Consider the following 15020-nt stretch of genomic DNA (forward strand, 5'->3'; position numbering starts at 1 on the left):
CGTTAATTAATCTATTTTGCATTATTGTAAATAGTTGAAAAATAAGTAATTCTTTATTTTTTTATTCATAATTTATCATATTCTATTTTTAGATAATTGTCAACTATGTCAAACCGTGTCAACAAATTTAATCATTTAAGATTAAGTGGATTTTAACAAGAAAAGTGCTATTGTCAATCCTAGTAAAGTAATCATTAGGAGTGTGTCTTTTAAACGCCAGTGTAGAAGACGGTATTTTGTTCTTCCTTCACCACCTTGATAGCCTCTTGACTCCATAGCAGTTGCTAAAGCATCTGCTCTTTTTAAACTAGAAGCAAATAATGGGATTAAAATAGGGATAATTGACTTTACTTTTTGAACAATATTGCCTTCTCCAAAATCAACCCCTCTTGCTCTTTGTGCGTTCATAATTCTTGTTGTATCATCCATTAATGTTGGAACAAATCTCAAACTTAATGATAGCATCAAACCAATTTCATGAACCGGTACTTTAAAAGGTTTTAAAGGTGTTAATAAAGATTCAACAGCATCTGATAAACTGAGAGGTGTTGTCGTTAGGGTTAAGAGGGTTGAGAAAAAAATGATTAGTACAAATCTTACAAAAATCATTGCAGCTTGTCCTAAACTATAGTCTGTGATTTTTAGAAAGCCAAACTCAAAAATTATATTACCACCTTGAATGAAAAACATTTGAAAAAAAGTAGTAAACAAGATGAGTCCTATCATTGGTCTCACACCTCTGATAAAAAATCCTATGTTAACTTTTGAAAGTAAAATAGCTACTAATGTAAAGCTAAAAAGAATAACATTGGTAATCACATTATTTGCCCAAAAAATAATTGAGATAAATAGAAACATAGCTAGCAGTTTACTTCTTGGATCCAATTGATGAACAATTGAATTTCCAGGAATGTAGCGTCCTAAAATAAGTTTATCCATTTGTTACTACCTCCACAAATTCCTCTATCGTGATTGGTAGTTTTTCAAGATTAAGACCTCTTTTCATCAAATTTTGGGAAAATTTGGTGATTTTAGGGACACCTAATTGGATATCTTCTAGAAAATCCACTTGTTGAAAAACATCTGTTGGTTTACCTTTTAAAACAATTTTTCCTTCTTGTAGTACGTAAACATAATCAGCAAAATTAGCAACGTCATCCATTAAGTGAGTGACTAAAACAATTGACATACCCGATTCATGTAATTGTTTAAACAAAGTCATTAATTCGCGTCGACCCTTTGGATCAAGACCTGCGGTTGGTTCATCCAAAACAAGAACATTAGGTTCCATGGCTAAAATACCTGCAATTGCAACCCGTCTCATTTGTCCGCCAGATAGCTCAAAAGGGTTTTTTTCGAATAGCTCTTCAGAAAGGCCAACTAATTCTAGTTTTTCTTTAGCAATCTCCTCAGCTTTTTCTTGTGAAACTCCAAAGTTTTGTGGACCAAAAGCAACATCTTTTAAAACAGTTTCTTCAAACAACTGACTTTCTGGGAATTGAAAAACTAAACCAACTCTTTTTCGAACGGACTTAATATCTTTTGTCTTAGAGTCTGGTGATATGGTTGTATCATCAACAATAACCACACCTTCGGTTGGAACGTGTAAACCATTCAATAATTGCATAATGGTTGATTTGCCACTACCAGTATGACCAATAACAGCTGTAAATCGTTGATTTTCAATGGTTAAATTGACATCAAAAAGAGCCCTTCCTTCAAAAGGGGTTCCTTCTTGATAAGTAAAATTTACATTTTGGAGAGTGATTCCCATAGGTAGTCTTCTAACTCCTTTTCTGTATAATAGGCATCTTGGCACTTGAACCCCTCTAATTTTAGGGCTTTGACAAGAGAAGAAGTGAAGGGAATATCTAATCCAAGTGTTAGTAATTCTTCTCCTCTAGCAAATAATTCTCTTGGTGTTGCTGTTGACTCTATTTGTCCTTGCTTCATCACAAGAACACGGTCACTTAGGGCAACTTCTTCTAAATCATGAGTGATAGAAATAACAGTGACACCATATTGATCTCTGATATTTTTGATTGTTTTGATTAACTCTAGACGGCCTTTTGGGTCTAACATACTGGTTGCTTCATCTAAAATAATGATTTCTGGTCTCATGGCAACAGCACCAGCAATGGCTACACGTTGTTTTTGACCTCCAGACAATCTGGCTGGTTCTTTAGTTTTAAATTCACTCATACCGACTAAATGAAGAGCTTCTTCAACACGTTGTTTCATTTCATCGTGGGAAACCCCCTTGTTTTCAAGTGAAAAAGCAACATCATCTTCCACGGTAGAACCAACAAATTGGTTGTCAGGATTTTGAAAAACCATTCCTATTTTTTGTCTGATATCCCAAATATTCTCTTCAGTTAATTTTTGATTTAACACAAAAATATCACCAGATTCAGCCTCTAATAAGCCATCAATCAATCTTACCATGGTTGATTTCCCACTACCGTTATGACCAATAATAGAAAGCCATTCACCATGTTTCACGTGAAACGATACATTATTTAATGTTAGATTTTCTTGTTCTTTATCATATCTAAATGTCACATTTTTTACTTCAATTATATTAGTCATTATTATTTAAATGTATCCTTAAATAGGAAACTCGCTCCTTTAAAGTAATCATATCCCGAATAGATGGTAAATATGAGAGAAATATATAAGAATATTGTTCCCAAAAACACAAAGTGGCTTAATAAAAAGATAATAGCTAGCATTTGTGTCGCTGTTTTAATTTTTCCTGGAAGAGCAGCAGCTAAAACACTACCACCGTTTTCTATTAACAACAAACGTAAACCTGTGACTGCTAGTTCACGACAGATAATAACAGCAGCTACCCATGCGGGTACTAATTGTAATCCCACCAACATAATAAAGGCACTCATAACCAATATTTTATCAGCCATAGGATCAGCAAATTTCCCAAAATTTGTCACAACTTTCCACTTCCTTGCCAAATAACCATCAAAATAATCAGTCAAACTAGCTAAAGCAAAGATAATAGCAGCAATTCTATGTGATAAAATACTAGTTGGAAAGCTTGCTAACACTACAAACAAAGGAATTACAAAAATACGTGCTAGCGTTAATAAATTTGGGAGGTTTTCTTTTTTTATCATTTTTTCCTCTTATTCAATCGTAAAAGTAATATAACTTGGACTTCCTTCTAAAAGAGAAGTGTCAAGCTGTTCGCCATTAACAGTGACTCTAACCCCTCGACTAATTCCAAGAGTTAATTCAGCAGAAGTAGCACCTTCTGTTAAAGTTGTGGTATAACTAGTGTTTTGAGCATCAAGCAAAATCCCACCTTCACCTAACGATGAATTAGTGAGAGAAACCCAACTACTCTCAACACCATCTAAGGAAATAACCACTTCAACAGGTCTTGTTCCATTGGTAACATTAACACTTAACGAGTCTCCTCCACCAGTTACAACTAAGTTGGTTTGAGTAGAGCTATTTGTTGGTTCGTTGCTTGCTTCTGTTGTCGTTGCTTGTTCATTTGTTTCTATTGTCTCGCTAGAACTTGTTTCAGAAACACTGGTTGATGGATTGTTATCAGTGCTTAGAAACGGAATATGTACTTGATTGATGACAAAATAACCAATAAAAACAACAATTCCGATAGCCAAAAGACTTAGTAAAACGATAGGCAAGAAAGAACCAGATTGTTTTTTCGCTTCTCGCTGATTTTTAGAACGATATCTTCTTCTTGATTCTGATGAAACCTTGGTTTTTGCTGTTTCATCGTCTGATGTTTTTGAAAGCACAGGAGGGGCAATCATTGTATCTTGATTGCTTAATTTATCATTTTCAAAAGAATCTTCTTCAATCAAAGGTGTAGAAGGTTCTTCTTCGACAATCAAAGGTATAACTGTTTCTTCAATAGGATTATTTTCCTCCATGTGATTATTTCTTTGATCGTGATTGTCTTGAACCTGATTATTAAGACTATCTCTAAAAATAGTATATATAGCTTCACTTTCAACAGCAGAAGAGTTATCTTCTTCTGATAAATCGTTACCATTGACATCAATTGTTTCAACAGGAATACCTGCTACAGGTTCCTCACTTGACAACTCAGTAGTTGTTTGAATCGTTTCTTCTGCAGGTAATTCAGAGATGGTGTCATCAATTTCTTCTTTATTGTAATACTTATTTAATAATGATTTTCCATCCAAATCAACAGCAGTAGCATAACGTGTTAGATACTCTTCTAAGCGATCTGACGGGATTAAACTGAACTGGCTCAATTCCATGATTAATAAATACTGTGCATCAATATCTAAATCTTTAGCAATGTCAACCAATTGCAAACCTTTTTTGACACGAGCCTCTGTTAGAAGGTCGCCTATACTTTTTTGCATCATAATTTATTCCAACCTTTCTCTAATACATCTATTATATCAAATTAAAATCAATATTTTTAACTATTTTGGGAATATCATAAATTCTGTTAATTCAGATTGATTTAAAAATTCTTGTCCTGCTTCAATAACCTCATTTAAACCAATTGACATTAAAACATCAGGATAATCAAAATAAAAAGAATCATCAGCTTCAAATAGTTGTTGTGTTAAAACATCTAATGCATCTAAACTTCTAATAAATTCGCCATATCTTTCCTTTTTTAGCCGATCAAGTTGTTGACTTGTAAAATCGGTTTTAGAAGAAACCATTTTTATTTTCTTTTTAATATGACTAGACATCGCTATAGGATGATTTGTATCAAGTGAAATAACAACAAATTGATAACGATTAGATAGTGTGGTCTCAATAGAAAAAGAATCGTCTATCATTCCTTTATCATACCACGTCTGATAGTCTTTAGAAGTCCAACCAAACAGAAGAGAAAAAAACAAATCAATTTTAATTTTTTCTTTCATTGAAAAAATCTTATCGGGAACAGTTTTCCTTATACCAATAGCTAATTTTGAAATAGAAATCGGCATCATGATAGAACTTTTTTTAACCACTGGCTGTAAAGAAAGAGGCAATCTGTCAATCGTTTGTTTTTTATCAATCGCCCATTTTTTTTGAGCAGTTGATATACTACTGTAAACCTCATTAATATCAAAATCACCTATGACAACCAACTCTAAATGAGAGGGGTGATAAAAAAAGGAAAAACAATCTTGAAGATGCTTTACAGTAATTTTTTCGATACTGTGGTTTGTTCCAACAATATCTTCAGCTAAGGCTGTGTTGGGATACATATTTTTTAAAACACCTTCATAAAGACGATTATCAGGATCATCTTGATAAAGAGCTATTTCTTTTTTGATAATCTCTTTTTCTTTTTTAATTGACTCATCTGTAAAGGTATGCTTGCTAACAAGTGTCAACAACAAATCAAGTGAAGCTAAAAGATTGTTGCTGCCTGAAAAATAATAGTGTGTTTTTTCAAAACCAGTAAAGGCATTACTCTCAGAACCTAACTTAGAAAATTGCTGAGCTATATCTTCTTGACTCCCATTATCAAAAAGTTGATGTTCCAAAAAATGAGCTATACCCAGGGGAAAATCTTTTTTCTTGTCATTCACTGTAAAGTGGTTGTCAATAGAACCAAAATGACAAGTCATCATAGCATAAACTTCTTGAAAATCTTTTTTTGGTATTAAATACAAGCGTAAACCACTTGAAAATTCTGAGAAGAAAATATCTTCATCAATATTACTATAAGCTATTTTTTTTAAATCACTCATGATGAAGTTCCTCTCATAAAATAAACTGATTTCATTTTTATTGTGCTAGAAACTTCCAGAATATCTTCTTTACGAATACTGTTAACACTGTCAATAAATGTTGACAGATCTTGGAAAGCTTCTGGTAAAATTTGATTGTAACATTCTTCAATTAACATCTTGGGGTTGTCGGATACAATTTTTCTTTGAGTGATTAAAAATTCCTTAGTTTGATTTAAAAAAGCCTGTGAAAATCTACCTAGTTTAATTAAATTTAACTGGCGATTAATCATTGCCATCACTTTATTTCTTTGATGACTATCAATTGCTGCATATATATATAAGGCTCCCAAAAAAAGGTCTAACTCACTACCGATACTATAGGTCAACCCCTCTTTTTGTCTAATTTCGGTAAATAATTTTGAATGCGAAAAAGCTCCTAGCATGCTATTTAAAAGAAGTAGTGACGAATTGTCTCTAAAATTGTTTGGTTTTGAAAAAGAATAACCAATTTGTAAAATAGACTGGCTAGTATCTCTTTCTTCAATCTTTTCATTGGTAATATTTGAAGCTTTTTGTTGATGGAAAAAAGAGAGATTGTTGAATCGATTTTTTAAAGGAAATTGATTAAACAAATTAGTTGCTTTAACATCATCAAAGCGACCTAGTAAAAAAATATCAATGTTATCATCACTTAACATTCGTTTAAATTCTTGATAGGTTGTAAAAGCATTTTCTTTTTCTAACATCTCTTTTGAGCCACTTTGAGATAATTGAAGCTCTTCTTTTTCAAAAAAAATAGAATCAAGTGCTAACTCGCTATAATAAAAAGAATCCTCTAAATCAAATTCTAACTGACGAATAGCATTTTGTTTGACGACCTCAAAGGATTTTAACTCAAATTGTTCTACGGTAATCAAGGGTTCAAATAGTAATTGCGATAGAAATTGAATAATATCTTCTAAAACAGATTCTTCAGACAGCAAAAAACGGTCTGGTAAAAAAGTAATATCAATATCGATAATATGAACCAGACCTTTCGTCCAAACTGATGTGTTGAGAGTTGCCCCGTGCAAATCTGCTAATTTTTCTCTCATCTTTGTAGCATTGGGAAAGTTAGCACTCGCCATCTCAATCATTTTGGCAACTAAAAAACGACTAGCCATATTTTTCTTGTTTAACTGACTTGAAAAACGAAAGGTGAGATGATTGGTCTTAAACTGATTGGTTTTTATAAAATGTAGTGTTACACCATCTGTTATTTTCATGTATTTTCCTTTAAAAGTCATTTATTAACACTCATTATAACACTTTATAACAATATAATCATCCGTAAAATCTCTTATTAAAAATGATTTTAACAAGGGATAATAAAACAAATAAAAATATGTTTTCAAGTTTAAAAGACCTTTACAACTATGTAAACCATTTTTTAATAATTAAAAAATAGAAACAACCGTTTTCAGTCTCTTTTGTGCTATAATATATGAATAGAAAGGTGAAAATCATGGATTACAAATTATTTGACGACTACATTACTTTACAGTCTTTATTAAAAGATCAAGGGATTATTCAAACTGGCGGAGCGATTAAACAATTTTTAGCGCAGCATACTGTTTTATTAAATGGTACTGAAGAAAATCGCCGCGGGAAAAAATTATTTAGAGGAGATATAATAGAAATCCCTGGCATTAATACCAGTATTTCAATCTCATCACCTAGTGATGATGAGATGAACGAGTACCAAAAAGATCTCATTGAAAAAGAACGCCTGGCAAAAAAAATTAAAGAACTTAACAAGGAAAATAAAAAACAGAAAACAGCTATTCGTTTTCCAGGAACCTAACTATGCAACTTGAATCATTGAAACTTCTAAATTTTCGAAATTACACCAATGCTAACCTCGATTTTTCACCTCATCTTAACGTTTTCGTAGGTAAAAACGCACAGGGCAAGACCAATCTCATTGAAGCCATTTATTTTCTCTCATTGACAAGAAGTCATCGCGCTAAGTCTGATAAAGAGTTAATTGCATTTTCACAAAATCAATTAAACGTTTCTGGTAATGTCAATCGCCTACAAGGAAAGTTAACACTTGATATTAGCTTGTCAGAAAAGGGCCGAATCACAAAAGTTAATCATTTAAAGCAATCAAAATTATCTGATTATATTGGTCACCTTCCTGTTGTCTTATTTGCACCTGAGGATTTACAACTGATTAAAGGTTCACCAAGTCTAAGAAGAAAATTCATCGATATCGATCTTGGACAAATTAAACCTCTGTATTTAACAGATTTATCAAATTACAACCATGTTTTAAAACAACGTAATAGTTATCTCAAAACAACGGCTAAAATTGATCCTGTCTTTTTGAGTGTTCTAGACGAACAATTGATAACTTATGGAAGTCAAGTTATCCGTCAACGACTATCATTTATTAAAAAATTGGCAACCAAAGCCAATCAACATCATTTACAGATTTCTAATCAACAAGAACACCTGTCAATGTCTTATCAATCTTCTGTCAAGTTTACAGATGAAAACACTGTTGAAGAAGCCTTTCGTAAGCAATTAAAAAAACAGCTTGACAGAGATTTATTTAAAAAGAATACTAGTATCGGCCCACATAGAGATGATATTTTGTTTTCGATTAATAATATAGAGGCTAACTTTGGTAGTCAAGGGCAACATCGAAGCCTTATATTATCTTTAAAATTGGCAGAAATAGATCTGATTAAAGAAACGATAAATGATTACCCTATTTTACTTTTAGATGATGTTATGAGTGAACTTGACAACCATCGTCAACTTAAATTATTAGAAAACATTCATAAGAGTGTTCAAACATTTATCACGACAACAAGTCTAGATCATCTTCATCAAATTCCTGATGATATCCAACTATTTCTTATCGAAAGTGGTGAGATTAAACAAAAAAAAGCAGTTCGTTAATGAACTGCTTTTTAGTATGACTTGACAATACCTAATAAAGTGGCTCCGACTAAAAAACAAAATATACCAATAAGAACCCACTTCATTTCTTTCTTGGTTTTCTTTTCACCAAGGAAAACAATACCACCAATAATTGAAATAATAGCACCTAATTGTGAAAAACTAAAAGCAATAGCTAAACCAGCAGAAGAAGCAGCCAACAACATGAAAAGATTACCAAATCCCCACATGAATCCAACAAGTGAATTTTTTAATACCAATGGAGAGAAATCAAGCTGAAATTTCATAAATAAACTTGAACCAATAATCATCCCAACAGCCATAGGTAAAATAACAGATAAAACATCAAATGCCATAATATTATTGAATAAAATAGCATAAGAAAGATAGCCGAACGTTGAAAAAGCAAGAGCAATAAAACCTTTATTAAAATTAGTTAACTTGCTTTCTTTTTCTTTTCTAGAAGGGTCAACTTTACTTAAAAAATAAAAGCCAATGACTAGAAAAAGTAGAGCTAAGCCACCTAATGAAAAATGAACACTAGTGGTCCATTCATGAAAGATAAAAGCACCAATTAAACTACCAAAAACAAGTTGACTACCACTTGACAATGGGTTGGCAACAGAAACTCCCATATGTTTCATTGCAGTGAACTGCCGATTTTGACCTAATGACCAAAGAATACCACCTATGATTCCAAACACCCATAGTTGAATAGATAATTCGGGTTTAGCGATTAAATAAACAACGATTCCAAAAAACAGAGAACCAATTGTCATTCCAAAGGTTTGTTGGTTGGCTGTTCCCCCAATTTTATTACTAACAAAACCAATGCTTCCCCAAGCAAACATAGGAACGAGGGCAAATAATATTCCTTCCATTTCTCTCCTTTACAAAAACTTTACATAGTTGTAAATTAAATTTACAACTATGTAAACATATAAATTAAGAGACACCACTACCAAAGACTGATAGTGGTGCCATTTAGTCACTAATTATTTTACTTGACAGAATAGTTTGGTGCCTCATTAGTAATTTGTACATCATGAGGGTGACTTTCTATTAAGCCTGCACCAGTCATCTCAATAAATTGTGCTTTTTCATGTAAGTCTGCTAAATCAGCTGCACCTACATAACCCATACCAGATTTTACTCCACCTAGCATTTGGAAAATGATATCAGCTGCTGCGCCTTTATAAGCAACACGTCCTTCAATACCTTCTGGAACAAGCTTGTTGGCTTCATTAACAGCCCCTTGGAAATAACGATCACTAGACCCTTTTTTCATTGCTGCAATACTTCCCATACCACGGTATGTTTTAAATTTACGGCCTTGGAAAATTTCTGTTTCACCAGGTGCTTCGTCTGTTCCAGCAAAGAGTGATCCTAACATCACTGCATCACCACCAGCAGCTAATGCCTTAACAATATCTCCAGAATATTTTATACCACCATCAGCAATAATGGTTTTTCCATATTCTCTAGCAACACTAGCAGCATCATAGATAGCAGTAATTTGCGGAACACCTACTCCAGCAACAACACGAGTCGTACAAATTGAACCTGGTCCAATACCGACTTTAACCACATCAACACCTGCTTCAAATAAAGCACGCGCACCTTCTGCTGTAGCAATATTTCCTGCAATTAGAGTTTTATCTGGAAAATGTTTTCTAATTTCTGCGATTTTTCTAAGAACACCCGCAGAGTGACCATGTGCAGTATCAATAACAATCGCATCTGCTCCTTTTTCAAATAAAGCTTCTGCTCTTTCAAAAGTATCAGAAGTGACACCAACTGCACCTGCTACTAATAATCGACCAAATTCATCTTTAGCAGCATTTGGAAATTCTATCACTTTTTCAATATCTTTAATTGTAATTAAGCCTGATAGACGGCCGTTATCATCAACAAGTGGTAATTTTTCAATACGATGTTCTTGAAGAATCTTTTCTGCTGTTTCTAAGTCTGTTCCGATTGGAGCAGTGACAAGATTTTCGCTTGTCATATGATTAGAAATAGGTTGATCAAAGTTTGAAATAAAACGTAAGTCACGGTTGGTTAAAATGCCAACTAATTTACGATTTTCTAAGGTTTCAACGATAGGAACACCGCTTATACGGTATCTTCCCATCAACTCATCAGCTTCTGCAATGGTGTGTTCTGGTGTTAAGAAGAATGGATCAATAATAACACCATTTTCTGAACGTTTTACTTTTCTAATTTCTTCTGCTTGTTGCTCGATACTCATGTTTTTATGAATAACACCCAAGCCACCTGCACGCGCTACCGCAATTGCCATTTGGCTTTCAGTAACAGTGTCCATTGCCGCTGTAATAATAGGAATGTTCAATGTTAAATTGGGTGCAAGTGTTGTTTTCATACTGACTTCATTTGGCAGTACATGGCTTTCTGCTGGAATTAATAAAACATCATCAAAAGTGTATCCTTTTTTTAAAAATTTCTTTTCCCAATTTGACATGGTTCAACTCCTCTTTTCTAAATGTAGTAATGCTTAAAATGGATTGTTACTATCATATCATGCTAAGATAATTTGTCAATCAATTTAAACTGAAAAATGTTATCTTTTCTATAACTTATTAAAATAGTTGATTCCCATAGCTGATTTTACTTCAGATAAAGTTTGCGCTGCTTTTTCACGCGCTTTTTCACTGCCTTTTTCCAACATACGATAAACTTCACCCATATCTTTAGCAAATTCCAGACGTCTATTTCTTATTGGTGCTAATTCTCTTTCCATAATATCTAAAAGGAATCGTTTTGTTTTCACATCACCTAGACCACCTTTTTGATACTGTTCTTTCATGCGTTCAATTTCTGCTTGATCTTCTTTTTTACCAAAGACATCTAAATAATGAAAGACCATATTGCCTTCTACTTGACCTGGATCTTCCACTCGAATATGATTAGGATCAGTATACATGCTCATAATTTTTTTCTTAAGCGTGTCTGGGTCATCCGCTAAATAAATACCGTTATTGAGTGATTTTGACATTTTAGCATTACCATCTAACCCAGGTAAACGTCCAGCAGCTTCCTTTTCTGGAAAAAGACCTTCTGGTTCTACCAAAACATCGGTTTTGTAAGTATGGTTAAAAGAGCGAACAATTTCTCTTGTTTGTTCAATCATTGGTTTTTGGTCAGAACCAGCAGGAACAAGATTGGCTTTAAAGGCAGTAATATCAGCAGCTTGAGAAATCGGATAGACTAAAAAACCCGTCGGAATGCTTTCGCCAAAACCTTTTTGTGCGATCTCAGTTTTAACGGTTGGATTTCTTTGTAAACGTGCTACAGAAACCAAATTCATGTAATAAACGGTTAATTCTGCTAATTCTGGAATTTGACTTTGAAGAAAAATGGTTGCTTTTTTAGGGTCTAATCCTACTGCTAAATAATCTAGAGCCACTTCTCCAACAGATTCAATAATTTTTTCTGGATTTTTAGCATTATCAGTCAGTGCTTGTTGATCAGCTAAAAAGATAAACATGTCATATTTATTTTCATTTTGTAGAAGCACACGATTTTTAACACTACCAACGTAATGCCCAACATGTAATTTACCTGTTGGTCGGTCTCCTGTCAGAATAATAGGTTTTCCCATTTTAAACTCCTTTGATATAAATTAATAAAATTATAACATATATCTTGACGTTGTGCTTCTTAAATAGGATAATAGACTTTGTCACTCTTTTGAAAGGAACTAGCAATGAAAAATAGAATTCGTGATTTATTATTTGTTACCGTTGGTGCTTTTATCGCTGCCATTGGTATTAACGCCATGTTTTTAGAAAACCGTATTGTTTCTGGAGGACTAGGAGGTTTATCTATTGCCACCAATGAATTATTTGGTTGGTCCCCAGGTGTTTTTGTCATGGTTGCCAATATTCCACTTTTAGCCTTGTGTTACTTTTTTCTAGGCAAAGCAACCTTTTTAAAAACAGTCTATGGCTCTCTCATCTTCCCGGTTTTTATCAGTTTAACAGAAAAACTGCCAACAATTACTCACAACCCTCTTTTAGCCTCTATATTTGGTGGTGTCATTATGGGAATTGGTCTTGGTATTGTCTTTTTAGGAAATTCTTCTACTGGTGGAACAAGTATCATTACACAAATCATTTACAATTATTCTTCTCTTTCTTTAGGAGTTGTTATGACAATTGTTGATGGTATTGTGGTTATTATTGGTTTAATCGCCTTTGATGCTGATACTGTGATGTTTTCAATTATTTCACTCATTACGATTGGCTATGTCATAAACATTATGCTTTCTGGTCTAAAAGCTTCTAAGAACGTGATGATTATTTCACGTAAACAAGAACAAATCAAAGAATTAATCACAAAAACAATTGAACGTGGGGTAACAGAAATTCCTATCACTGGTGGTTTTACCGGTCAACAACGACACATGATTATGACCACTCTTTCAACCAATGAGATTCCTAGATTACAAAAAGAAATCCAAAACATTGATGAAGCTGCTTTCGTTATCATCATGCCAGCCTCTCAAGTTATGGGAAGAGGGTTTAGTTTGACAAAAGATCACCATACAATGGATGAGGATGTTTTATACCCAATGTAATCATTCCCTATAATCGTTGAAAAACAACTAATTTTTGTGTAGAATGAAGAAAACAAGAAAGAGATAATGAGGTAGAAAATTGCTTACAGTTTCAGATGTATCCCTTAGATTTAGTGACCGTAAACTTTTTGATGAGGTCAACATCAAATTTACTGCAGGAAATACTTATGGCTTAATTGGGGCCAATGGTGCAGGAAAGTCAACGTTTTTGAAAATACTAGCTGGTGATATCGAACCAACCACTGGAAGTGTCTCACTTGGACCAGATGAACGCCTCTCTGTTCTTCGTCAAAATCATTATGACTATGAAGATATTAGAGCTATTGATGTTGTGATTATGGGAAATGAAGAGCTCTATCGCATCATGAAAGAAAAAGATGATATCTATATGAAACCAGATTTTTCTGAAGAAGATGGGGTTCGTGCTGCAGAATTAGAAAGTGATTTTGCAGAATTAGGGGGATGGGAAGCTGAAAGTGAAGCTGCTCAACTACTCCAAAACCTTAATATTCCTGAAGAATTACACTATCTTAATTTGAGTGAGTTAACTAATGGTGATAAGGTGAAAGTCTTACTAGCCAAAGCTTTATTTGGTAAACCAGATGTGCTTTTACTTGATGAGCCTACTAACGGTCTTGATATTCAATCCATCAGTTGGTTGGAAGATTTCTTAATTGATTTTGAAAATACCGTTATTGTTGTTTCCCATGACCGTCACTTTTTAAATAAAGTGTGTACTCACATGGCCGATCTTGATTTTGGAAAAATCAAAATCTTTGTGGGGAATTATGATTTCTGGAAAGAATCAAGTGAATTAGCCCTTCGTCTACAATCAGACCGTAATGCTAAGGCAGAAGAAAAAATCAAAGAATTAAAAGAATTCGTAGCCAGATTCTCAGCCAATGCTTCTAAATCCAAACAAGCAACGTCACGTAAAAAAATGCTTGAAAAAATTGAATTGGAAGAAATTGTTCCTTCTAGCCGTAAATACCCCTTCATTAATTTCAAATCTGAACGTGAAACTGGAAAAGAATTATTAACGGTCGAAAACTTAAAAGTCACTATTGATGGAGAAGTCATCTTAGATAATATTAGTTTTATTCTTTATCCTGGTGATAAAACAGCTATTATTGGTCAAAATGATATTCAAACAACTGCACTTATTCGTGCTTTAATGGGAGACATTGACTATGAAGGAACCATTAAATGGGGAATTACAACCAGCCGTAGCTACCTACCAAAAGATAATTCCCGTGAGTTTGAAAGTAAAGACTCTATTTTAGATTGGCTCCGCCAATTCGCTAGTAAGGAAGAAGACGACAATACTTTCCTTAGAGGTTTCTTAGGACGCATGCTCTTTAGCGGAGAAGAAGTTAACAAGCCTGTTAATGTCCTTTCTGGTGGTGAAAAAGTTCGTGTCATGTTGTCTAAATTGATGTTATTGAAATCAAATGTTCTTGTTCTTGATGATCCAACTAACCATTTAGATTTGGAGTCAATTTCAAGCCTTAATGATGGTTTGAAAAAATTTAAAGAAAACATTATTTTTGCTAGTCATGACCATGAGTTTATTCAAACACTCGCCAACCATATTGTTATCATTTCAAAAAATGGTGTCATCGACCGCATTGATGAAACCTATGACGACTTCTTAGAAAATCAAGAAATCCAAGAAAAAGTAAAAGCCCTTTGGCAATAAACAAAAGCCCTCTGAATTTTCAGAGGGCTCTTCTATTATTTAGAAATAAAAAAATCCTAAGAAAACTTAG

14 protein-coding genes are annotated in these 15020 nt (G+C 33.5%); 4 read left to right on the forward strand and 10 right to left on the reverse strand.

Annotation, left to right across the window (positions count from 1 at the left end):
- Nucleotides 1-141: 141 nt before the first annotated feature.
- From N7659_RS04755 to yfmF, 7 genes are all read right to left on the reverse strand, one after another.
- Nucleotides 142-939 (reverse strand): energy-coupling factor transporter transmembrane component T family protein, encoded by a 798-nt coding sequence (locus tag N7659_RS04755; RefSeq protein ID WP_263276073.1) that lies wholly within the window; start codon nt 937-939, stop codon nt 142-144.
- Entirely contained in the window at nt 932-1774 is an 843-nt protein-coding gene (locus N7659_RS04760; RefSeq protein WP_263276074.1) for an energy-coupling factor transporter ATPase, read from the reverse strand. The genes N7659_RS04755 and N7659_RS04760 overlap by 8 nt, the downstream gene beginning before the upstream one ends.
- Nucleotides 1750-2589, reverse strand: a complete 840-nt coding sequence (locus N7659_RS04765) for an energy-coupling factor ABC transporter ATP-binding protein (RefSeq protein WP_263276075.1) — start codon at nt 2587-2589, stop codon at nt 1750-1752. The genes N7659_RS04760 and N7659_RS04765 overlap by 25 nt, the downstream gene beginning before the upstream one ends.
- A gap of 2 nt (nt 2590-2591) precedes the next feature.
- Complete coding sequence (gene pgsA / locus N7659_RS04770; RefSeq protein WP_263276076.1) at nt 2592-3134, reverse strand: CDP-diacylglycerol--glycerol-3-phosphate 3-phosphatidyltransferase; 543 nt, start codon at nt 3132-3134, stop codon at nt 2592-2594.
- 9 nt (nt 3135-3143) lie between these two features.
- Nucleotides 3144-4382 (reverse strand): helix-turn-helix domain-containing protein, encoded by a 1239-nt coding sequence (locus tag N7659_RS04775; protein ID WP_263276077.1) that lies wholly within the window; start codon nt 4380-4382, stop codon nt 3144-3146.
- 63 nt (nt 4383-4445) lie between these two features.
- Complete coding sequence (gene yfmH / locus N7659_RS04780) at nt 4446-5720, reverse strand: EF-P 5-aminopentanol modification-associated protein YfmH (protein ID WP_263276078.1); 1275 nt, start codon at nt 5718-5720, stop codon at nt 4446-4448.
- The gene (gene yfmF / locus N7659_RS04785) at nt 5717-6967 is read right to left on the reverse strand and encodes an EF-P 5-aminopentanol modification-associated protein YfmF (protein WP_263276079.1); all 1251 of its coding nucleotides are present in this window, start codon (nt 6965-6967) and stop codon (nt 5717-5719) included. Before yfmF ends, yfmH begins: the two co-directional genes overlap by 4 nt.
- Before the next feature lie 239 nt (nt 6968-7206).
- Here yfmF and yaaA point away from each other — a divergent pair, with 239 nt between their 5' ends.
- Together yaaA and recF are read left to right on the forward strand one after the other, a co-directional pair.
- Nucleotides 7207-7545, forward strand: coding sequence for a S4 domain-containing protein YaaA (gene yaaA / locus N7659_RS04790; protein WP_263276080.1), 339 nt, complete (start codon nt 7207-7209; stop codon nt 7543-7545).
- 2 nt (nt 7546-7547) lie between these two features.
- Entirely contained in the window at nt 7548-8651 is a 1104-nt protein-coding gene (gene recF / locus N7659_RS04795; protein ID WP_263276081.1) for a DNA replication/repair protein RecF, read from the forward strand.
- Nucleotides 8652-8662: 11 nt separating this feature from the next.
- Here recF and N7659_RS04800 read toward each other — a convergent pair whose 3' ends face one another.
- The 3 genes from N7659_RS04800 to trpS all read right to left on the reverse strand — a co-directional run bounded on the left by N7659_RS04800 (nt 8663) and on the right by trpS (nt 12273).
- On the reverse strand, nt 8663-9532 hold the full coding sequence (locus N7659_RS04800) for a GRP family sugar transporter (protein WP_263276082.1): 870 nt from the start codon (nt 9530-9532) through the stop codon (nt 8663-8665).
- Nucleotides 9533-9651: 119 nt separating this feature from the next.
- Nucleotides 9652-11133 carry an IMP dehydrogenase gene (guaB, locus tag N7659_RS04805; protein WP_263276083.1) on the reverse strand — a complete coding sequence of 494 codons (1482 nt, stop codon included), beginning with the start codon at nt 11131-11133 and terminating at the stop codon, nt 9652-9654.
- Between the two features lie 108 nt (nt 11134-11241).
- A complete protein-coding gene (trpS, locus tag N7659_RS04810; protein ID WP_263276084.1) occupies nt 11242-12273 on the reverse strand; it encodes a tryptophan--tRNA ligase in 1032 nt (343 codons plus the stop codon).
- A 105-nt stretch (nt 12274-12378) separates the two neighbouring features.
- Between trpS and N7659_RS04815 the strand changes: the two genes are divergently transcribed.
- Both N7659_RS04815 and N7659_RS04820 read left to right on the forward strand, forming a co-directional pair.
- Nucleotides 12379-13251, forward strand: a complete 873-nt coding sequence (locus N7659_RS04815) for a YitT family protein (protein WP_263276085.1) — start codon at nt 12379-12381, stop codon at nt 13249-13251.
- Between the two features lie 79 nt (nt 13252-13330).
- Nucleotides 13331-14950: an ATP-binding cassette domain-containing protein gene (locus N7659_RS04820; protein WP_199567991.1), complete on the forward strand. Its 1620-nt coding sequence runs from the start codon at nt 13331-13333 to the stop codon at nt 14948-14950.
- Nucleotides 14951-15020 lie beyond the last annotated feature (70 nt).

The sequence above is a fragment of the Streptococcus sp. CSL10205-OR2 genome (assembly GCF_025660655.1).
Lineage (GTDB): Bacteria > Bacillota > Bacilli > Lactobacillales > Streptococcaceae > Streptococcus.